The sequence below is a fragment of the Pantoea sp. X-Soil-TKNS-1280 genome, from assembly GCF_059730475.1.
In genome coordinates this window covers 455,590-475,617 of sequence record NZ_AP035963.1, presented here as the reverse complement: position 1 = coordinate 475,617, position 20,028 = coordinate 455,590, and the positions used below count along the sequence as shown (strand labels likewise).

Annotated in this window: 18 protein-coding genes; 9 read left to right on the top strand and 9 right to left on the bottom strand. The window is 50.9% G+C overall.

The genetic code is table 11. The features are described from left to right. Positions 1–59 precede the first annotated feature (59 nt). Together AC6I8X_RS22155 and AC6I8X_RS22150 are read right to left on the bottom strand one after the other, a co-directional pair. Positions 60–2,246: a hypothetical protein gene (locus tag AC6I8X_RS22155; protein ID WP_497841130.1), complete on the bottom strand. Its 2,187-nt coding sequence runs from the start codon at positions 2,244–2,246 to the stop codon at positions 60–62. A 266-nt stretch (positions 2,247–2,512) separates the two neighbouring features. Then, entirely contained in the window at positions 2,513–3,286 is a 774-nt protein-coding gene (locus tag AC6I8X_RS22150; protein ID WP_497841129.1) for a HalD/BesD family halogenase, read from the bottom strand. Between the two features lie 99 nt (positions 3,287–3,385). On the opposite strand from AC6I8X_RS22150, the gene AC6I8X_RS22145 reads away from it, so the two are divergent. The 6 genes from AC6I8X_RS22145 (at position 3,386) to AC6I8X_RS22120 (ending at position 8,209) form a co-directional block, all read left to right on the top strand. After that, entirely contained in the window at positions 3,386–4,294 is a 909-nt protein-coding gene (locus tag AC6I8X_RS22145) for a LysR substrate-binding domain-containing protein (protein ID WP_497841128.1), read from the top strand. A 64-nt stretch (positions 4,295–4,358) separates the two neighbouring features. Next, positions 4,359–5,234: a helix-turn-helix transcriptional regulator gene (locus AC6I8X_RS22140; protein ID WP_497841127.1), complete on the top strand. Its 876-nt coding sequence runs from the start codon at positions 4,359–4,361 to the stop codon at positions 5,232–5,234. 31 nt (positions 5,235–5,265) lie between these two features. Next, entirely contained in the window at positions 5,266–5,673 is a 408-nt protein-coding gene (locus AC6I8X_RS22135; protein WP_299450724.1) for a DUF2000 domain-containing protein, read from the top strand. Positions 5,674–6,303: 630 nt separating this feature from the next. Beyond that, positions 6,304–6,936: a RhiA family protein gene (locus AC6I8X_RS22130; RefSeq protein WP_313684463.1), complete on the top strand. Its 633-nt coding sequence runs from the start codon at positions 6,304–6,306 to the stop codon at positions 6,934–6,936. A 117-nt stretch (positions 6,937–7,053) separates the two neighbouring features. Further along, positions 7,054–7,722, top strand: coding sequence for a hypothetical protein (locus tag AC6I8X_RS22125; RefSeq protein WP_497841126.1), 669 nt, complete (start codon positions 7,054–7,056; stop codon positions 7,720–7,722). A 97-nt stretch (positions 7,723–7,819) separates the two neighbouring features. Further along, positions 7,820–8,209 (top strand): hypothetical protein, encoded by a 390-nt coding sequence (locus tag AC6I8X_RS22120; protein WP_497841125.1) that lies wholly within the window; start codon positions 7,820–7,822, stop codon positions 8,207–8,209. Between the two features lie 56 nt (positions 8,210–8,265). Here the strand turns inward: AC6I8X_RS22120 and AC6I8X_RS22115 are convergent, their stop codons facing one another. Next, complete coding sequence (locus AC6I8X_RS22115; RefSeq protein ID WP_497841124.1) at positions 8,266–9,621, bottom strand: amidase; 1,356 nt, start codon at positions 9,619–9,621, stop codon at positions 8,266–8,268. Continuing rightward, positions 9,608–10,459, bottom strand: coding sequence for an MBL fold metallo-hydrolase (locus tag AC6I8X_RS22110; RefSeq protein WP_313684455.1), 852 nt, complete (start codon positions 10,457–10,459; stop codon positions 9,608–9,610). The genes AC6I8X_RS22115 and AC6I8X_RS22110 overlap by 14 nt, the downstream gene beginning before the upstream one ends. A 70-nt stretch (positions 10,460–10,529) precedes the next feature. On the opposite strand from AC6I8X_RS22110, the gene AC6I8X_RS22105 reads away from it, so the two are divergent. After that, positions 10,530–11,459, top strand: a complete 930-nt coding sequence (locus AC6I8X_RS22105; protein WP_497841123.1) for a LysR family transcriptional regulator — start codon at positions 10,530–10,532, stop codon at positions 11,457–11,459. A 5-nt stretch (positions 11,460–11,464) separates the two neighbouring features. On the opposite strand, the gene AC6I8X_RS22100 is transcribed toward AC6I8X_RS22105, so the two are convergent. Together AC6I8X_RS22100 and nadS are read right to left on the bottom strand one after the other, a co-directional pair. Further along, entirely contained in the window at positions 11,465–12,166 is a 702-nt protein-coding gene (locus tag AC6I8X_RS22100) for an SDR family NAD(P)-dependent oxidoreductase (protein ID WP_497841122.1), read from the bottom strand. A 261-nt stretch (positions 12,167–12,427) separates the two neighbouring features. After that, entirely contained in the window at positions 12,428–12,712 is a 285-nt protein-coding gene (gene nadS, locus AC6I8X_RS22095; RefSeq protein ID WP_313684447.1) for a NadS family protein, read from the bottom strand. Between the two features lie 198 nt (positions 12,713–12,910). Here nadS and AC6I8X_RS22090 point away from each other — a divergent pair, with 198 nt between their 5' ends. Beyond that, positions 12,911–13,816, top strand: coding sequence for a LysR family transcriptional regulator (locus AC6I8X_RS22090; RefSeq protein ID WP_497841121.1), 906 nt, complete (start codon positions 12,911–12,913; stop codon positions 13,814–13,816). Between the two features lie 208 nt (positions 13,817–14,024). Then, entirely contained in the window at positions 14,025–14,945 is a 921-nt protein-coding gene (locus tag AC6I8X_RS22085) for a LysR substrate-binding domain-containing protein (protein ID WP_021313392.1), read from the top strand. 44 nt (positions 14,946–14,989) lie between these two features. Here the strand turns inward: AC6I8X_RS22085 and AC6I8X_RS22080 are convergent, their stop codons facing one another. From AC6I8X_RS22080 to AC6I8X_RS22070, 3 genes are read right to left on the bottom strand one after another with little or no spacing between them, the layout of a single operon-like run. Further along, positions 14,990–16,480 carry an aldehyde dehydrogenase gene (locus tag AC6I8X_RS22080; protein WP_497841120.1) on the bottom strand — a complete coding sequence of 497 codons (1,491 nt, stop codon included), beginning with the start codon at positions 16,478–16,480 and terminating at the stop codon, positions 14,990–14,992. Beyond that, positions 16,473–18,119, bottom strand: coding sequence for a GMC family oxidoreductase (locus tag AC6I8X_RS22075; protein ID WP_497841119.1), 1,647 nt, complete (start codon positions 18,117–18,119; stop codon positions 16,473–16,475). The genes AC6I8X_RS22080 and AC6I8X_RS22075 overlap by 8 nt, the downstream gene beginning before the upstream one ends. A gap of 14 nt (positions 18,120–18,133) precedes the next feature. Next, positions 18,134–19,537 (bottom strand): purine-cytosine permease family protein, encoded by a 1,404-nt coding sequence (locus AC6I8X_RS22070; RefSeq protein WP_031285270.1) that lies wholly within the window; start codon positions 19,535–19,537, stop codon positions 18,134–18,136. Positions 19,538–20,028 lie beyond the last annotated feature (491 nt).

Sequence of the window (20,028 nt, the reverse complement as noted above, 5' to 3'; positions counted from 1 at the left end):
TATGTCACAGGCGTGTTCCTTTGCCTCTGCGACAAAGGAACATATAACCGGGAAATGGGTTAACTTAGAGGATAATAAAGTTGCATGATTTTATTCATTTCCTTTCCGTGCTCTCCGGGAAACGAGTAACTAGCCATCCTGCGGGATAATTTATCAGAACTGGGTAATTCATTTCTTGATTCTGGCATCAGCAGGCTGCTCCACAGCACTGCTTCTTCTTCAGAAATGGCCTCAGGCGAAAAAGCTTTAAGGTCCTCAACCAGTTTTTGGGCTAGCTGGCGTGGTGCATAAGGAGATTTATTTGATATTGAACTATAGCGTGTATAAAAGACATCAGACAGCGTTTTTATTAAGCACATAAATGCAATGGTTTTCTGCTCGCGTTCAGAGAATTGTGTTATTTTTGGTGACAATTCGCGCTGCATTAATTCAACCAACTGCCCGCGTGCATCGGCGGCACTCGCTCCATCGATATAAAAGGGAGACAAAATTTCGCTGAGTACAGAGGCATCTTTTGTTATGTCTAGTTCCATAGTTTGATAAGACTTGTGTTTGAGCATCGAAATCATCTGATTTTTGATCTTAAATGCTCGTGAGTTCTGTTCTGCATCAAGCGTGTGGTTATGTTCGAATAGAGAATGGATGACAGGTGTGAAGAGGCCATCCGCACAACTCCACAAACTATGTAAAGCGGGGAACGCAGACAGAACACGACTTCGAGACTCTACAGTATCCGGTTTCTCGATAACACTATTTTTCTTATCCACCTGGTATTGCAAGAGCGAAAAATTCTGTGGCACCTGGTTTTCTTCAACTAACTTTTTAAATTCAGCGGCGGGGAGGCATAAAGCCGTTTTCCTGTCATCCGGGTTATAGAAGATATGATACAGTGAACCTTCATGAGAGATATCGTGTCCATTGATGAGCGTTTTTTCTTCTTCGATGTACTCAATGAATTCCCTGATGGGCGTTATCTGATAGAACCGCTCTTTTAATGCGGGATATTCAGCGATCAATTGATTGACCAGGAATTGGCGACGAAGCGGCGCATTGTCATCAAGCGAATGAAGTACCGAGTAATACATAAAGGGTCGCAATCTTGCGGGGATAAGAATGTCATTGCCTTCTTTTAACAATTCCTGAGAGATAAATTTCTGAATCTCAGCGGATGAGTCATAATCAGAATGGGCCAAATGATTAATGATGGACTGTCGCAGCGTGATTGAGTTGGGATAGATTGCAGATAATACTGGTTCATTTTTTATCATCTCAATCATTTGTTCAGCGAAATCTTGTTTAACGGCCTTATCCGGTATCGAGTCAAGGGTATGCAAGAACAGTGCACCCACTTCCATGTTATTTACACCGTCGAGATAGGGATCCACTTTCCTTACATCGTCAAACATTGCCGGATTTATTGTAATCCTGCCTTTTTCGTAAATACCAAACTTCGCGCCAGTAAATTCCGTTCCTCCCAGCGGTGAGAAATATTTTATTTTAGCATTGCTAAGATCAACATCTTTCACACATCTTACTACATCCCATATCAGTTTATCAGCTCGCATATTACGAAAACTGGTATCTTCGATATTATAATAGTTTACGTCTCTATAGTTTCTGAAACCTTCAAATGCCATATTTGTCATGACAGAATCAATAAATTTAGCCCCATAAATCGAACGGGTGTCGCTATCAAATATTATGAAGTTTTTCAATTTGCATTGAGACATGTTGACTTCAGAAAAATAACACGATTTTATTTCTGATCTTGAGCCATTATAGGAACCATCTATGGTAGAGCCTTCCCAGTTCGTGTTTTTTAAGTCAACCTTACGCCAGTTAAGTTTTCCTTTATCTGTTCCAAAAAAGCATTGATGGAATTTAATGCTGGTGTCATTGCTAATATTAAAGCAATAGAGTTCAAGATCGATAAAATTATCGTTTTTGAAATGCAGAGGTCCCTGGTACAAGCAGGGGGCGTGTTTCGCATAGGGCGAGAATTTGATACCACGAAATGTCATCGGGGTGGGTGCTTTCGTGCTGCGGTTATTCATATATCCAACATATGTCTCTGGAGTCACTTCATGCGGTACAGAGGCCGCCATTTGCGTGGTCTCTGCAACAGCATTTGAGGTGGGTTTGGTTTCTACATTCCTAATATCCCGTGGGACAGGTTGGGGCTGATTATTTTCTTGGGAAGTGGTGGGCAATATCGGGGAGCCAGCGTTGACTAAGTTTATTGGCATATTCATTCATCCTGAAAGGAACAGTATAGAGATATAACCGATGTATTATCTCTAAATGGCAGAATTTGATTCTGAAAGTTGAATGAAAAGATAATGATACAAATGTGATCTCACAGTGTGAACCTAATTCTTAGTCTGGAACCGAAACAAATAGCCCTGCTAAGGCTTTAACAAGCAAAGTGATGATGACGTGGGGCGTTAGTGGCATTCCGCACACAGCAAATCTTTCTGCGCGGCTGGCGTGCCCTGGCGGACACGCCCTGATTTCACAGTCTGCCGTAAAATGTCATACGCGCTGTTTCTGATAACGCAATGCCGGGCTGAGTATTGTAAGCCAGCACGGCCAGCATCCGGGTGACTTCCCCCTCGGTTGGGGTCACGCGGTGCAGAGAATTCCGGCCACGAAACAACACCAAATCACCGGCTTCAATCGCCAGCGCTTCCACCGGCTGGCGTTCATCCAGCACCGCCTCGACACCTGCGAAGTTCATCTCACCGGCGTCGGCATCACGCAGATCCTTCACGTACTGAAACACGCCGCCTGCCAGCGGTTTTTGTACCAATAAGGTGATGGCAAAAGAGGAGTTGTCGAAGTGCCAGCCCAGCTCCTGGCCGTGGGGGGCGTAGTGCAGGTTGATAGAGGAAAGAGGGTCCGCGTAGGGATACAGCGCTTCTTCACCCAGTACCTCGCACAGGAAATTTTTAAACAGGGCATCATTATAAAGCTGACGCAGCGGTGATTCGGCAGCGATGGCATCATCGGTGATACAGCCTTTGGTACTGATCACATCACGATTACGCGGGTGCTCAGGGTTGAACGCCTCATCAGGTTTCATCAGATAAACATTATGTTTGCTGAGGGTGTGATAAGCCAGATGGCGCTGCGCAAGGCCTTCATCGATGATCGCCTGTAAGGCTATGGGTTGTAAAAACTGACGCAATACCAGCGCACCAGATTGGTTTAATTGCTCACGACAGCGTTGACGCCAGTCATGATTGGCCAGCGGGTGCCGGTCGAGACGAACAAGAGAGCCAGACATAGCAACAATTCTCATGATTAGCAGGTGTGATGTTACTCTAACTGTCACCTGTAAAGCTGTGTAACGATAAATACTTAATACCCTGATAAGGAAGACTTAATGCCTGCCCAATCGCCGCGGTTGCCAAAAATCAGTGTTATCCAGTCATTTAAAGTTGCCGCCGAACTGGGCAGCCTGGCAAAAGCGGCTGCCCAGCTGGCGTTAACGCCGGCTGCGGTCAGCCAGCAGATTCGCCAGCTGGAAGAGCAACTGGGTAGCGCCCTGTTTTTGCGCACGCAAAGTGGCGTGATGCTGACCGAAACCGGGAAGGAATATTTACGCTATGTCACCGAAGCCTTTGATATTTTGCACCTCGGTCAGCAAAACATTCGCCATACCGCCAGCGCCCCCAGGTTAACGGTGTATGCGCTACCGGCGCTGGCGTCGAAATGGCTGTTGCCACAGCTGGCGAGCTGGCGCACCTGTTGCCCGGATATCAATCTGTCGTTATATGGCACCCATGCCCAGGTGGATTTCACCGCCATGCCCGCCGATTTTGTTATCTGCTTTGGCGAGGATCGTTATCCGCAGCTGGATAAGCAGTGGCTGTTTCATGATGAGGTGCTGCCAGTCGCCAGTCCGGCGTTATTACAGTGCTTTGCGCCCGGAGAGGCCTTCAGCCATGCGCCTCTAATCCACCTCGACTGGGGCAACGAAGGGCGTTTTCTGCCTGACTGGCGTAGCTGGTTTCAGGCCAAAGGCATGGACGAACCGCCACCGCAACCTGCGTTTAGCTTCAATCTGACCTCACTGGCGATTGATGCCGCTGTGGCTGGAGTCGGATTGCTGTTGGGGCAGCGGCGACTGATCGCGCCGGAGCTGGCGCGTGGCGAGCTGGTGGTGATTGACGAACTCTGCCTGCCCCTCAGTAAACCCTATTTTCTTGCCTGGCCACAGCGCACCCTGAGCCAGCCAGGCAGTGAAGCGATGATTCACTGGCTACGTGAGTTGGGAGCGGGCTGCCAATAGTTGGTGGCTGTTATCCGGCCTGATATAGTTTGTTTCTTTTCTGTTGCGCCAGCCAGGAGCCGTTATGCCAGCCAAAATCGCCAACGCCAGCAGCCAGGACTGGGTCGATTTTCGCCGCGATGACGAAACTGGCATCGAAAGCGTCAATGCCCATTTTTGCGGGCACGCCTACGATCCCCATGATCATGATGAGTTGCTGGTGGGGGTGACGCAGCAGGGGTTGCAGCGCTTTAATTGCCACCGCGCATTGCATACCAGCACGCCGGGGCGGTCGATTCTGATTGAACCAGGTGCGGTACATGATGGTCATGCCCCGGATACCGAAGGCTTCACTTATGTGATGCTTTACCTGCCACAAACGTGGGTGGCACAGATGATGGAGCGGCGTGGTCTGGGTGATATCGCCAATATAGAAGCGGCTTTTCGCTCAACCCTGAACGATGATGCGCTGCTGGCCTGCGCGATTCAGCAGGCATGGTACGTGGTGCACCACGGCGAAGGACGGCTGGCGCGTGACCAAAGCCTTGATCATCTGCTGACCATGTTGTCTCGTCATCTTGATCCCCGTCCGGGGTTGCAGCGAACTGAGACATTGGCACCGATGCAGTTGCTGCGTGATTATCTGCACGATTTTATGGCGGAAGATATTGGCCTCGAGGAGCTGGCGCGGTTATCGGGTATTGATCGTTTTCGCCTGTCGCGCCAGTTCAAAAAAGCCTTTGGGCAATCTCCTCATGCGTATCTGGTACGGTTACGGCTGCGTAGCGCACGTAGCCTGTTGGCGCAGGGCGTTGAACCTGCTCAGGTTGCCTTGCAGGTGGGTTTTTCTGACCAGAGCCACCTTGGTCGCTGGTTCCAGCGTGCTTATCGCATGACACCCGCCTCTTATCAGCGTCAGTGCACAAACGTTCCAGACCGCCTGCCTCGCTCCTGTTTATGATAGGGTTTTGACCCGAACGGAGTTGTTGCAGATGTTTGATACTAAAATCGCCCTGATTGTCCGTGATGATTTAGCCACCTGGCAGCGCTTAAATGTGGTGGCCTTTCTGGCCACCGGGATTGCCTCGGCTGCGCCAGAAATGATGGGCGAACCTTACGTTGATGCTCGCGGACGTCATTACGGCAATATGGCCGGGCAACCGATGCTGGTGTTTGCCGGGGATCTGCCGGGCCTGCAACGCGCCCATCGTCAGGGACTGGAACGCGAATTAACCATCATTCCCTATGTTCACGCGATGTTTTCCACGGGTCATGATGCGGCGAATCGCGAAGTCTTCCTTGCCGAGGATGCAGATAACCTGAATCTGGTGGGCATCGCGCTACGGGGTCCGAAGAAAGCGGTTGATAAAGCCATCAAGGGTTTGTCATTACATGGTTGATATTTTTATTTTTTGAAAATTTATATTTTAATCAAGGTTAATATTCAATAACTAATAGACGTGTCGCGTTGCCCAAATAATGGGCAGCGTTCTATCAGTTTATTGACGGTTTTTAAGCCAGCACTTTGCTGACTGCAACATAACAGTATGATTTAACTACATAGGCTCTCCATACGCTTTCTCGCCTTAAGTGCATTACATCGGATTTCCTTACCAGTTTGCTACAAGAATCATTATGAAAAATGATAATTAAGAGCCTATGAAAATCAATGTGAAAAAGGAAAAATATTTTTTATCTTAAAAATCATGCAATTAAAATTTCACCCCTAACTCAAATTCATAAATATTTTTTACATTATTTTCTGTTAAAAAATATATCTGCATAATGAGATTTTAAATGCTTTCCTATGAAAAAGGGGAAATTATTCGTAATCAGCCCTTGCTGAAATTTCCAGAAAAAATCTGAATACCCCATGTTAATCATTTAAATATTTCCTCGCACAGACCTGGTAAGGGGGTTTGCACAATAAAAAAATACGATGATAATAAGTTCGTTCCCGCTCGGAACACCGTTGTAAATTGTCTCTGAGTACAGATGTTTTTATTAACTTATCCTGAAAGGAACAACTTATGTCTTCCTATTCTCTCTCTGTCAAAAATTCCAGCGGCGGCCCTGCGAATGTCGCCATTTACCAAACTTATCCTAATCTCATCGCGGGTTTGCCACTGGTCTGGTTGTTGCAAACCGTCAACGATGGCAATACTAATACTTACAACTGGACCATTGATTGGGCGTTAAACTGGGGTACATCAGAGCAACCATTAGCACCCGGCGTGCAGTGGAGTTCTGGTGGCCCGATTCAAAGTATGAATCCTACCGCTGCAGGAGGAAATAACGCGATGGGGGTGACTTATTCAAATGGTCAATTCCAGACATCGCCTACGGCGTTTAATAATGCCAGTGTTTCTAGCGGAAGTATGCTGGTAACAACCGATGCGACATTTACGGTTGCCCAATCGAGAGCAATGAGCCTTGCAGTATACATGAATTCTTTGCCAGCATTTGCTATGCAGGGCAAACCCAACGGGAATTTCCTGTTTGACACGCATCCAACCTATTGGATTTGTACTACGGATTCAAAACAGGGTGTTGCCGTATCAGGAACTTACGTCAGTAGCCCAACGCAATTTTCCTTTGCGGATGGAGTGACTTCATTGAAATTTGAACTTAATACGACTTTGCAATTTGTTCCTGTTTCCTGATATCGATACTTTTTGCGGTAAATAGTTTTTGCACAGCTAAAGATTAAGAAAGCCAATCTGCTGTTTATGCAGCAGGTTGGCTTTAGAATAGATTTTCTGCTAGAAGGATATCTAATCGTGGCTTATTCGGTGCAGGTGATTAATAACAGCGGTGCAGCGCAATATATAGCGATATTTCTTGCCGATGCTTCGGGAGGGAATGAATCTTCCCTGGTCTGGATGGTGAATGGGACAAATAATGGTGGAGCAGTATCATTCAGCTGGGACCCAACTGATTTTAGATTAGGTTGGGGGAGTACGCCTCAGCCGCTGGATACCAATGTCCTTTTTACTACCGGACAACCACCGGTTGCTGTTTTTCCCTCTACCGTGGGTGGATATAATGTCCTTCCGGTACTACATAACCAGTATGGATTTGCTTCCGGTAATCCTTATAACAAAAGTAGTATTTTTAATAAACTGGAAATTACCACTGACAGCAGTTTTACCGTCTCGGATGCGGCTAATATGGCGGTCGCGCTTTATGTTGAACAATATCCAGCCTTAGCGATGCAAGGTGCGCCTAATACGTTTTATTATTTTGATGTTGCGCAAATATCCTGGTATCTGACGGTCACCGATTTCGCACAGGGGGTAGCGCTACCCAAGATGAGCAATTCATCAAATAGCCGTTTTTTTTCTGTTTCAGGTTCCAGTATGAGTACGCCGGTTAAAATTGCTTTCGGATCCGGCAGTACGGATTTGAAATATATGTTGAACGGAAATTTAAATTTCCTGCAAATCTGACTCTCAATCACCAGGTAGTCTCGCTTTACAACGTTGTGATGTTGCAACAAACCACTGCATTTATTGCAGATTTCTATCGATGAAAAGGATGTGTATCATGCAAAAAAAACGTATCTGCTACTACCTGACGGCTGGCGTGATTCTGAGTACATTTTCTGCAATGTCGCTGCCGGCATTCGCCGTTGATCTGCCGTTCAGTGCCAATTGTACTAACTATTCGCAGATTCAGGTTACGGCACCTAATACCGGGATTACTTTCCGGAAAAACCCGAACAGTGCAGCCACCCGCGCGGCCACCGCCACAATTTTCGCTATTCACGGATTGCACAACATCACTATTCCGGCGAATGTCGTCTCCTGTTTCTTCGCGGTGCAAGCACCAAACACCGATAGCTATTGTTTCCAGGCGTCTAATAACGCGGCAGCCTTTACTAATATCAATGCGGTGGCTAACACCAATGTGGCTGGTGCGCCAAACTGCCAGTAATCCGCAAAACCTTGACCATTGCCGCCGTCGTGGCAATGGTCGATACACATACAACCTTACCTGCCGAACTCCGCCATCTGCGCTGCTGCATATAGCAACAGATCTTCCCGTCCGCGCAATGCCAGCAGTTCCATGCCAATCGGAAGTCCCTGGGCAGTGAAGCCCACCGGGATGCTGATAGCAGGTGCCCCGGTTACCGCAGCCAGCAGGGCGTTGCTGCCGGGTTGTAACTCGCCATGTTTCACCGGGGGATGTTTGACCACCGGATAGGCCAGCAGGTTAATTCTGCGCTGGGCAAACAGCTGGCTGAGGGTTTGATAAAGTGTGCGCTGACGTACCTGCTGGACGGCATAGCTTTCACTGGTCTTACCTGGATGACTGGCGCGTGCGGTAAACACCGCTTTCAGCTGAGGATGATGCCGCTCCGATGCGACCACTTCGCTGAGCGTGCTCACCTCGGCCTGCGGTTTGTCGGCCAGCCAGTCTGCCAGCGCTTCGGCAAACTCCCAGGGAATGATACTGGCATCCATTGCGAGCGCTTCAAGCTGCGGGAAGGCAATCTCCTGTTGCGTGCCGTTTTCTCCCGTCAGCGCCGCCACCGCAGCGCGTATCGCCTGGTTGATCGCCGGTTCCTCTGCGGCAAATCCTTCCAGCCACAAACCGATACGCAGGGGTTCTTCGCCATCCACGAACTGCTGCCCGCTCAGGATCTCACTGGCAAGGCGCAGATCGGCTGCATGACGTACCAGCGCGCCGGGAATATCCTGAGTCGGTGACAGCGGCACAATGCCGTCAATGCTGATGGCACCGTGCGTCATGCGCAGGCCATACAGATGATTAAATGCGGCCGGAATGCGTACCGAGCCTGCGGTATCGGTACCGATCGCCAGCGGAACATAACCTGCGGCGACAGCCACCGCCGAGCCGCTGCTGGAACCGCCGGGTGAATGGCCCGCCAGCCAGGCGTTGTCAGTAAAACCACTGAGGGAGGATGCGCCAGTAATCCCTGCCGCCAGCTCATGCATCGCCGTTTTACCCAGCAACACCGCACCTGCGGCACGCAGCGCCGTCACTAACGGGGCGTCCTGTTCGGCAATGACGGCGCGTAACAGCACCGAACCGGCGCTGGTCGGCCAGCCTTGTACCTCGATGTTATCTTTGATCAACACCGGGATACCTTCGAGGCGACCCGGTGATTCACCGTGGCTGCGGCGCGCATCACTGGCATCAGCCGCAGCCAGTGCCTCGTCGGCAAACAGCCAGGTAATGGCGTTATAGTGCGGGCCGCTTTGATCGGCTTCCGCAATACGTTGCAGGGCAAACCCGGTTAACTGGCGAGAGGTGGTGGTGCCTTGATTCAGTGCCTGGGTCAGGTCGCTTAACGAAGCACGAAGATAATCAGCATATTGCATCCGGTTCAGCCTCCAGCGGCATCCAGTGAAGCTGCCCATCGTCAGCAGGTAAAACCCTGCCGCATGAGCTGGCAGAAAAATGGGAACTGAACCAGATTGCCTGATTTTGCAGGCACCAGTCTATCGCCCGTTGCCGCGAACGCACCGCCAGCGCTTTATCTTCACAAAATACCGAGTTCCAGAGGGGGAACTGAAACTGGATTGGATGATGCATCACGTCGCCGGAAAAGAGCGCATGCTGGTGCTGGCTGCTGAGCATGAGTGACGCATGATCGCTGCTGTGGCCGGGAGTAGGCAGATAACGCAGTACACCGGCAAACCGTGGTGAATTATCGATATCAACCGTTTCCAGCTGACCACTGTTAATCAGCGGCAGAATGCTATCGAGATATAACGCCTGCATCGCCGGGGTGTTTTGGCATCGCTCCAGCTCCAGTGCAGAACAGATGTAACGCGCATGCGGAAACATCGGCTGCCAGCGTCCTTCCTGCCAGTGGGTATTCCAGCCGACATGATCGGTGTGGATATGCGTCATCAGTACCAGCGTGACATCCTGCGGTTGCACACCGGCTTGTGCCAGGCGTGCGGCATAATCGGTTTGCAGCTGATGAAACAGTGGCTTATGGTCTCGTTCGCGCTGATTACCCGTGGCAGTATCGATAATGATGATGTCGTCGCCGCTTCTTACCACCCAGCTGTGGATCGACAATTCAGCCGTTTGTTGTGCTACTGCGCTGGACATTTCATGGCGGTTCTCTGGATAGAGCGCGCTAAACGGAACTGCGGCGGTTTGTTCGGTCACTTTCGCGATCAGGCAGTCGCCTACACGGATTGGCATAATTTGCTCCCGGTCAGTTAATGACGCCACTATACTGAAGCCTGAAGCATTATTTAAATCGATTAAAATCATGAAAATCATCAATGAAAATGATTTAACTCGCGTCGATCTTAATCTGCTGGTGCTGCTGCTGGTGATGTACGAAACGCGCAGCGTTACCCGCGCGGCGCAGCGGTTGTATCTTGGACAGCCTGCCGTCAGTGCGGCACTGAAACGTTTACGTGAGATGTTTGACGACCCGCTGTTTATACGTGCCTCGCACGGCATGACGCCGACGCCGCGCGCGGAACAGCTGATACAGTTAATTGCGCCATTATTGCAGGGTGTACAGCAGGCAATTTTTAGTACGCCAGCGTTTAACCCGCTGGAGGATCGCTACAGCTTTCGCCTTGGCATGAGTGACTGGGTCGAGCAATGGCTGATGCCGGATTTACTGGCGGACCTGATGACAGAAGCGCCGCAGGTGGATGTTACGGTGTTGGCCGCCGATCCCTGGCAGGCCATCCCGCTGCTGGAGAAGCAGCAGGCGGATATGGCGGTAATGGTCGGCAATGAAAGCAGCCGTGATTTGTTGCGCGAAGATATTGCCAGCGCGGGTTTCTGCACCTTGTGGGATAACCGGCAGATTCGTCTGGCTTCACCGCTGACGCTGGCTGATTTCGTTCAGCACGATCATGTGCTGGTGTCCTATCGCGGCGTCAGCGAAAGTGCGCTCGATGAGCAACTGAGACAACTGGGAGTTGCCCGCCGGGTAAGGTTTGTCACGCCGCACTTCTCCGCATTACCGATGATGCTGAACCGTATGCCGCTATTCGCCACTGTGCCACAAGGGCTGGTCAGCAGCTGGTGCAAACGTTATGAACTGTGCGCAGAACCGGTGCCGGTAGCGATGCCTGATTACCGGTTATCGCTGCTGTGGCATAAGGCGGGGAGCGAGGATGCGGCCCATCGCTGGATGCGCGACAAACTCCGTCAGCTGGTGCTGCACAAACTGGGTTAAGGGGGTTACCACGGCACCTCGCGGCCAAGATAATCGAGATAATGTAACCCGGTGCGGCCACGCCATGTTTCCATGGTATTCAGCAGGTTGGGGATGCTCTCTTCAATGCTCAGGCGTGCTTCAGGACCCCCCATATCGGTACGTACCCAGCCTGGTGCCATCAGCAGCAGGGTGCGTCCATCATCCTGATGACGCGCGGCAAAGCTGCGCATCAGCATATTCAGAGCGGCTTTGCTGCCGCGATAGACTTCGTAGTTGCCATTGGTGTTATTGGTGATGCTACCCTGGCCGGATGACATCACCGCAAGGGTGCCGTCAGCGCTGACATTGTCTTTGAAGGTTTCAATCACGCGCAGCGGACTGAGCGCGTTGGTGACCATCACGCGAATAAATTCGTCAGTGGAGACATCGGCAATGGTTTCACCATCCTTATTTTTCACACCGGCATTAACGAACAACATATCGAACTGACGATCGCCCAGGCGCTGCTTCAGGGCGCTAACCTGTTCCGGCAGGGTGATATCCACGCTTTCTACGCTCAGGGTATCTGGATAGCGTTGGGCGAGAGACTCAAGTGATGCGGTGGAATGCTGGCGTCCGGTCGCCACCACATGGTAACCACGCTGAAGCATGGTCTCAGTCAGGGCAAAGCCCAGCCCGCGTGAGGCGCCAATCAGTAAAACGCGTGGGGTTGCTGAAGGGGTCATAAGGTTCTCTCCTGTAATGAACGTTACAGCAAGAGTGTAGCGCCGCTGGATAGCAGGCGGAACGCGCAGTATGTGCATTGATAACCTGCAGCAAACGCCTGTAGTGCCGGCCTTGATGCCGACCGGGTCAATAATTGCAAGAATCGGTAGCGGCGCGATTTATCGCGCAGATTTTAGGGTGTGGCTAAATATCTGGAAAAAGCGCGATAAATCGCGCCGCAACAGGTCCATGCCAACATGTTCAATCAAGAGTGAGCCCACTCAATGCGCAGCCAGCTCAAGATAAAATGCCGGATTTGCCTGGATAGTCGCCAGCACCTTCGCTGCCAGCGCGGTTGGATTCCTGCGTTTGGCTTCCCAGCTTTTGATCGTATCAATGCTTGTACCCAGGGCTCTTGCCATTTCTGCCTGTGAAACGTTCAGCTGTTCTCTGATGGCTTTTACATCTGCAATCTCATAGCGAGCAACACGAGCAGGAGCCTTAACGCCGTTTTTGATATCAACAGCTTCTTCCAGCGAAGTTTTAAGATCGTCAAAAAAACTCATTTCATCCCTCATATTTCTTTGGCGTAAGTGCTATTTACACCGATTAATCATAATGACAACCAACGGCAGTAGTAGCGAAATCCAGCATGGGGCACACCTGATAATTTCCTGAAGAATCACCGATGGCTCCCTCACATTAACCTTTCTCACCTGGAGCAAACGCCTTGTTTCCGCAGCACTAATCAGAGAGGATGAAGTATGACTGAACCCGATCTGAATCTTCTTTTCGCGCTTGATGCGCTGCTGACTGAAGGCAGTGTGACGCGGGCTGCGCGCCGTCTTGGCCTGAGTGAATCTGCCATGAGCCGTACGCTGGGGCGGTTACGCGCCACCACAGGTGATGCGTTGCTGGTGCGGGCCGGGCGCAATATGGTGCTGACACCGTACGCCGAAGAAATTCGGCAGCGAACCCAGCATAGCGTCAGTGAGGCGCGAGCGGTGCTGCAACCGGCAGCAACAGCACTGGATCTGGCGACGCTGGATCGGGTTTTTAATCTGCGCACCAATGAGGGCTTTGTTGAGGCTTTCGGTAGCACCTTAATCAACGCGGTGGCGCAGGTTGCGCCGCGTGTGCGGCTGAACTTTGTGGCGAAGCCGGAAAAAAGTTCACGCGATTTACGTGAAGGGCGGGTTGATCTGGAGATCGGCGTGCTCGGCAATATGGGGCCGGAAATCCGCATGCAGGCGCTGTTTCGCGATCGGTTTGTTGGTGTAGTGCGCCAGGGGCATCCGCTGGCGCAGCAGGTGACGTTGCGCGAACTGGCTGCCTGGGGGCATATCGTGGCTTCACGCCGTGGTGAACTGGGCGGACCGATCCATGATGCACTGGTGGCAGCGGGCTACACCCGGCAGATTGCCGCCGTGGTGCCTGCGTTTTCCACCGCAGTGGCGATTGCGCAAGGCTCTGATCTGGTGGCGCTGGTGCCTCGTTCGCTGTTTCTCTATCACCCGCTGATGAAAGCCAGCCCGGCGCTGGTGAGTTTTGAGCTACCGTTCAGTACCCCGGAGATGACCGTTTCGCAGTTCTGGCATCCGCGGCTGGAAAATGATACGGCGCATCGCTGGTTGCGTGGTCTGGTGCGTGATCAGATCCCTTTGCCCTGATAAGGTGCAACCCGGGGGCAGGGCTGCTTTGCTGATGATTCATCGTGCAGTAAAAACCCGCTACCTCCCTCACGAATATCAAACTTTTCCCGTTTAAGAATGCTGTCGCGATCGCGAATACATGGCATGGCACTTGCTTGATCTACATTGATTAGCCTAAAGCTATGCAGACCCTTCACCTGACAATATTTCTATAATGGTTTTTCTCATGACACATTTCACGCTCAAGCAACTTAAATATTTCGTCACTGTGGTTGAGACCGAAAGCATCGCCGAAGCGTCACGCCAGCTGCACATCGCCCAGCCTTCGATTTCGGTCGCCATCAAAAACCTTGAGGACGCTTTTGAACAGCAGCTGTTCATTCGCCATCATGCACAGGGCGTATCGCTCACCTCCAGTGGGAGACGGTTCTACGAAAAAGCAAAGGAGTTGCTGCGGTTGTCCTATGAGTTTGAGCAAAGTTCACGCGCAGAAAATGAGCTGGTTTGCGGCACCATCGCCGTGGGTTGTTTTGAATCGGCGGCTCCGCTGTATATGCCCAAGCTGATTGCAGGTTTCAAAAAACTCTATCCAGAAATCAATATTCAGCTGTACGACGGTGAACAGCATGAGCTGATGCACGGTTTACATCGTGGCCGTTTTGACATGGCATTTCTCTACGATCTTGACCTGGACAACGCGATTCAGAAAGAACCGCTGAATGCGCCGCATAAACCCTATGCGCTGCTACCGGCGGCTCATCCGCTGGCGAAAAAAAGTGCGGTGACATTACAGGAACTGGCAAGCGAACCGATGATCCTGTTGGATGCGGTACCCAGCAAAAATTACTTTATCAGCATTTTCAAAGAGAATGGTTATTACCCTGAAGTGGCCTATAGCTCGCCGTCAATTGAAATGGTGCGGTGCATGGTCGGGCAGGGGCTGGGCTTTTCGGTGCTGGTGACCCGGCCCTGTTCGGATATGACATACGATGGGCAGCGCCTGGTGCAACTGGATATTGTCGATGAAATGGCGGCATCGACGCTGATTATGGCTTATCTGCAAAATAATGAACCAACACGGCCGACGCGGTTATTTATGGATTATTGCCGCAGTGTTGAATTAACTCCGGCCGTCAGCAGCCATTAAATTGTTGCTCTACCCGTTGCGGGTAGAGCAAACGTCAGTTGTATTTAACGTAATTCAATCCAGGTGGTTTTTAATTTGGTGAATTTATCAAAGGCATGTAAAGACAGGTCGCGGCCAAAACCCGATTGCTGATTGCCACCAAAAGGAACGGTCACATCCAGCGCATCAACGGTGTTGACCGACACCGTTCCGGCGTTCAGTTTGCGCGCCACACGATGTGCCTGATTCAGGTCGTCCGACCATACTGATGCGGCAAGGGCGTAAATATGATTATTCGCCAGTTCGATGGCTTCCGACTCATCATCAAAGACTTTTACCGCGAGCACCGGACCGAATACTTCATCACGCCATAAGTTAACGTTTTCGCTTTCAATCTCAATCACCGTCGGCAGGATGTAGTTAGCGACTGTCTCGATTTCGCGTTGCTCGCCACCCGCGCGCACAATACCGCCCTGAGTCACTGCGGTCTGAATAAAATCCATCACCTTATCTTTATGCGCAGTCGAAACCATCGCGCCCATCCTCGCATTGGGGTTAAGCGGATGGTCAGGTTGCCAGCCGTGCAACTTCGTGATCAACTTCGCCATAAAGTCGGGATAGATCTTACGTTCAACTAATAATCTGGAGTTGGCTGAACAAACTTCACCCTGGTTGAAACAGATACCGAAGGCGGCTTTTTCGGCGGCTAAATCGAGATCCTGGCAATTGGCAAAAATAATGTTGGCGCTTTTGCCACCACATTCCAACCACACCTGCTTCAAATTGGATTGGCCGGAATAGGCCATAAAGGCTTTGCCCACTGCGGTTGAACCGGTAAAGGTCAGCACATCAACATCGTTATGCAGGCCCAGCGCAGCACCGGCTTCGATCCCCAGCCCGGTAACAACGTTTAACACCCCGGCGGGCAATCCGGCCTCCAGCGCCAGTTCTGCCAGTTTCAGTGCGGTGAAAGGCGAATTCTCCGAGGGTTTCAGGATCACACTATTTCCGGCGGCCAGGGCCGGTCCGATTTTCCAGGCAGCAATATCGAGGGGGAAATTCCACGGTACAATGGCGGCCACAACGCCGACAGGCTCACGAGTGATGGTTGCCAGCGTGCCTGGACGGGTCGGGGCGACTTCGTCATAAATCTTATCGATACTTTCTGCGTACCAGGCAATCACATGGGCAGCCCCCGGCACATCAACGTTATATGCATCGAGCACTGGTTTTCCCATGCTGACGCTTTCCAGCAGTGCCAGTTCTTCCCGGTGCTCCAGCATCAGCTCCGCCAGCCTGCGCAGCACCGCTTTGCGTTGCGCTAACGGGCACCCCGACCAGATGCCAGAGGTAAACGCCTGGCGGGCGGAATCCACCGCAGCGTCAATATCCTCAGCCTGGCAAGCGGTGACTTCCGCTAACACCGCATTGGTGGCGGGATTCACTACCGCCCAGGTTTTCTCCGCTTTGGCGAAGTAAGGTTTACCCCCGATAAGGGCATGCGTGCTAAAGCGTTGTTGGTTCAGCAGACCTTGCCAGTAATCACGATTATGCATACGCGTTCTCCTTATTCGTCTCGGTCTCAGCTACCGGCGTTCCTTGCAGGATCATGCTTGCCGCACGTTCGCCAATCATTATTGAAGGGGCATTGGTGTTGCCGCTGATAAGCGATGGCATGATTGATGCGTCAGCCACGCGCAAATTTTCCACGCCATACACTTTGAGGGTATCCGGTGCGACAACGCTCATTTCATCCCGGCCCATCTTGCAGGTGCCCACCGGATGGAAAACGGTGGCGCAATATTCTCTGACGTATTGATGCAGCTGTTCGTCGGTCTGAATATGTTTGCCCGGCAGCATCTCTTCACCCCGCAATGCGGCGAATTCCGGCTGAGCAAGAATGTTCCTTGCCACTTTTATCCCCTCAACCAGCACGCTGGCGTCATAAGGGTCGGCGAGGAAATTAAAATCAATTGCGATTTGTCCATCGCGCGTTAACTGCAACGCGCCGATCGATTTCGGGCGTAACACGCAGGTGTGAATCGCGTAGCCGTGGCCCCATTCAAATAAGCGCCCCCGGTGGCTGCGATAACCCGGCACAAAATGGAACTGAATATCGGGTTCATCGCTACTGAGTTTCGTCGCGGCAAAACCACCCGCTTCTACATAATTGGTGGTTAACCAACCTTTGCGGCGAAACAGATAGTTGAAGGGTGAGGTCAGGATCGGTTTCCAGGCGGAGAGGGAAAAACCCAGCGTTAGCGGGTTACCGGACCGCACGGTGACCAGACCATCCAGATGATCCTGAAGATTTTTACCCACGCCGGGGAGAGGGTGCACCAGCGGGATACCTGCGGCTTCAAGTTCGGCGGCAGGCCCGATGCCTGACTTCAACAGAATATGTGGTGAGCCAATGGAGCCTGCTGACAGGATGACTTCCTGGCGGCACAAAATTGACGTGGGTTGATCGCGGCCATGCTCATTAATACGCACGCCTTTGACCACTTTGTCTTCAATGATCAGCGTTTGCACGGTGCAGTCGGTCATGACCGTCAAATTGCTTTGACCAAGATGGGGATGCAAAAATGCGCGATAGCTTGATAACCGTTTGCCATCTTTTTGCGTAACGTTATAAATCCCGACGCCTGCCAGCGATTTACCGTTAAAGTCGGTGTTCTCCGCTAATCCGACTCGCTTGCCCGCCGCGACAAACAGCGCTGATACTGGATTGGGATCGCGCGGTTTATCGACCAGTAATTCGCCGCTAAAACCATGATATGCCGGATCCTGAGACAACAGATTCTTTTCCGAGCGTTTGAACCAGGGCAGGACATTATTCCAGCCCCAGCCCTCACAACCTTGCTGTTCCCAGCGGTCATAATCAGAAGGTAATCCGCGAATATAAATCATACTGTTCATGGATGAGGAACCCCCCAGCGCCTTGCCGCGCGGGACGTGGAGTTGTCGCCCCCCTAAGCTTTTTTGTGGCGTTGAATAAAAGTTCCAGCTGAACTTTTTGCTTTTATACAGGGTAATGGTTCCCGCAGGAGTCTGGATGCGTGGGGTCTCATCGCGACTTCCAGCCTCAATCAGGCAGATCTTCAGATCTGCCTGCTCAGCCAGCCGGGCGGCCAGCACGGAACCTGCGGAACCCCCACCAATAATGATGTAGTCGTAGGTATTACTATTGTTCATAGTCATTCCGGTAATTATTTAGCAACAGAGGTTTGCGCCACTGCCTGAGTACGGCAGAGGAAATAATAAACAGGCGAGACGATGGCTAAACCAATAATCCAGGAGATATCGGCACCACCTAACATATTCGCTGCCGGACCGGTGTAAATGGCGGTGGACATAAAAGGAATCTCGACCACGATCCCCAGCAGATAACAGAAAATGGCTTTTGAATTGAAGTAACCGTATATGCCACCGTCACGACGGAAGAATGAAGCGACATCATAATTACCGTGGGCCACCAGATAGTAATCAACCAGGTTAATTGCCGTCCACGGCACCAGCACATACAGCAACATCAGAATAAAGTTGGTGTAATTCACCAGGAAGTTTTCCTGACCATAAATCGCAATCAGCACTTCGATAAGGATGGTGACAATTGATACCACAATGCGAGCGCCAGAAAGCGGCGACCACTTAGGCAGGAATGTCTGGCCAAGCGTCAGGGTGCAGAGCACACCGCAATAGAGGTTCATTGCATTGGTCGCGGCAATGCCTAAGGCAAACACAATAATGACGGTGGAGGATAATCCGCCGGTCATATTAACAATACCGGTGATTAAATCACCATCCACGATGCAAATAGAAACCAGAATGCCAAGAATCATCGGGAACAATGAACCCAGTACGCATCCCAGGTAACTACACCAGAAGACGCTTTTTTCGCTGATATCTTTTGGCATGTAGCGGGAATAATCGGATACATAAGGCGCGTAGGCCAGCTGCCATAACGCGGCGATGGAAATGGCACCGAGGAATCCGCTGAGATTAAAGCCATTACGCGCGAGAAAATCAGTCGGCAGACCATGCACGAAAACAATCCACGCAAAGGCCGCGAGCAAAATAATACCGGATACCCACGACATCACCTTGGTGTAGGCATGAATCAGGTTATAGCCGAAGGCACAGGCCACCAGGCTGAGTACCGCAGAAACCAGGATGCCGGTATCCGTAGAAACCGGTGCGTAGATGGCGTGCAGTGACTGACCGCCCAGCACCAGGTTTGATGCCAGAAAGCCGATATACATGATGACGACTAACGCCACCACCAGCACGGAACCATAAGAACCAAACTGGCCGCGGGTTTGAACCATCTGCGGCACACCTAATTGTGGTCCCTGCGCGGAATGCAATGCCATAAACAGCCCACCGGCAAGGTTACCAATCAATACGGCAATGGTGGCCCACATAAAAGATAAGTGGAAAATACTTACCGCCAGCGCGCCGGTAATCACGGTAAGCAACATGATGTTTGAACCAAACCAGATGGTAAAAAGATCCCGTGGCTTGCCATGACGTTCATGCGCGGGAATAGGCTGGATGGTGCTCAACTCTATTGTGGTTGCAACAGCATTATCTTTTGGGTTGTTTGTCATCATAGTTATCTCAACAAAGTCATTTGCAGGCTTGCCGCATGGCTGCGGTTATAACCACCCAAAAAATTGGGAGGGGTGAAAATAACGTTGATGGGATGTTGCAACAGTTGGCTATAGAGAGAAATGAAGAAAAATATAGCCAGCTAATATAAAAAAAAGATGCAATCTCGCTTATGGATTGGTCGCCCCAAATTGAGACGTTAAAGAATGACAGGTGAGATCTTTTTGAATCTAATTAACCTTATGATTATTAACATCTAAAATAAAACTCTCTGGCTGAATGCTTTATCCTGGTGCGCGCCTGCACGTCGATGAAGCATCATTGGCAATATAAAATATCGTTAATTCTGCAAAGTTAATAAGTAAAAATGTTGCCTGTGAATTGCGTGAATTTGATTTATCTCAGCACCTTTTTATCTTGCCTGTGCAGTGCGGATGCGGCTTTAACAGGACTTTGTATTTTATTTCGGCGATGAAGGTTGCCGGCAGGTTAA

Excerpts from the sequence above, each read along its gene's own strand:
- AC6I8X_RS22075 (WP_497841119.1), bottom strand. The coding sequence starts at position 18,119 with ATGAACAATAGTAATACCTACGACTACATCATTATTGGTGGGGGTTCC.
- AC6I8X_RS22085 (WP_021313392.1), top strand. The coding sequence starts at position 14,025 with ATGACACATTTCACGCTCAAGCAACTTAAATATTTCGTCACTGTGGTT.
- AC6I8X_RS22080 (WP_497841120.1), bottom strand. The coding sequence starts at position 16,480 with ATGCATAATCGTGATTACTGGCAAGGTCTGCTGAACCAACAACGCTTT.
- AC6I8X_RS22150 (WP_497841129.1), bottom strand. The coding sequence starts at position 3,286 with ATGTCTGGCTCTCTTGTTCGTCTCGACCGGCACCCGCTGGCCAATCAT.
- AC6I8X_RS22155 (WP_497841130.1), bottom strand. The coding sequence starts at position 2,246 with ATGCCAATAAACTTAGTCAACGCTGGCTCCCCGATATTGCCCACCACT.
- AC6I8X_RS22135 (WP_299450724.1), top strand. The coding sequence starts at position 5,266 with ATGTTTGATACTAAAATCGCCCTGATTGTCCGTGATGATTTAGCCACC.
- AC6I8X_RS22145 (WP_497841128.1), top strand. The coding sequence starts at position 3,386 with ATGCCTGCCCAATCGCCGCGGTTGCCAAAAATCAGTGTTATCCAGTCA.
- AC6I8X_RS22090 (WP_497841121.1), top strand. The coding sequence starts at position 12,911 with ATGACTGAACCCGATCTGAATCTTCTTTTCGCGCTTGATGCGCTGCTG.
- AC6I8X_RS22105 (WP_497841123.1), top strand. The coding sequence starts at position 10,530 with ATGAAAATCATCAATGAAAATGATTTAACTCGCGTCGATCTTAATCTG.
- nadS (WP_313684447.1), bottom strand. The coding sequence starts at position 12,712 with ATGAGTTTTTTTGACGATCTTAAAACTTCGCTGGAAGAAGCTGTTGAT.
- AC6I8X_RS22120 (WP_497841125.1), top strand. The coding sequence starts at position 7,820 with ATGCAAAAAAAACGTATCTGCTACTACCTGACGGCTGGCGTGATTCTG.
- AC6I8X_RS22110 (WP_313684455.1), bottom strand. The coding sequence starts at position 10,459 with ATGCCAATCCGTGTAGGCGACTGCCTGATCGCGAAAGTGACCGAACAA.
- AC6I8X_RS22130 (WP_313684463.1), top strand. The coding sequence starts at position 6,304 with ATGTCTTCCTATTCTCTCTCTGTCAAAAATTCCAGCGGCGGCCCTGCG.
- AC6I8X_RS22100 (WP_497841122.1), bottom strand. The coding sequence starts at position 12,166 with ATGACCCCTTCAGCAACCCCACGCGTTTTACTGATTGGCGCCTCACGC.
- AC6I8X_RS22115 (WP_497841124.1), bottom strand. The coding sequence starts at position 9,621 with ATGCAATATGCTGATTATCTTCGTGCTTCGTTAAGCGACCTGACCCAG.
- AC6I8X_RS22070 (WP_031285270.1), bottom strand. The coding sequence starts at position 19,537 with ATGATGACAAACAACCCAAAAGATAATGCTGTTGCAACCACAATAGAG.
- AC6I8X_RS22140 (WP_497841127.1), top strand. The coding sequence starts at position 4,359 with ATGCCAGCCAAAATCGCCAACGCCAGCAGCCAGGACTGGGTCGATTTT.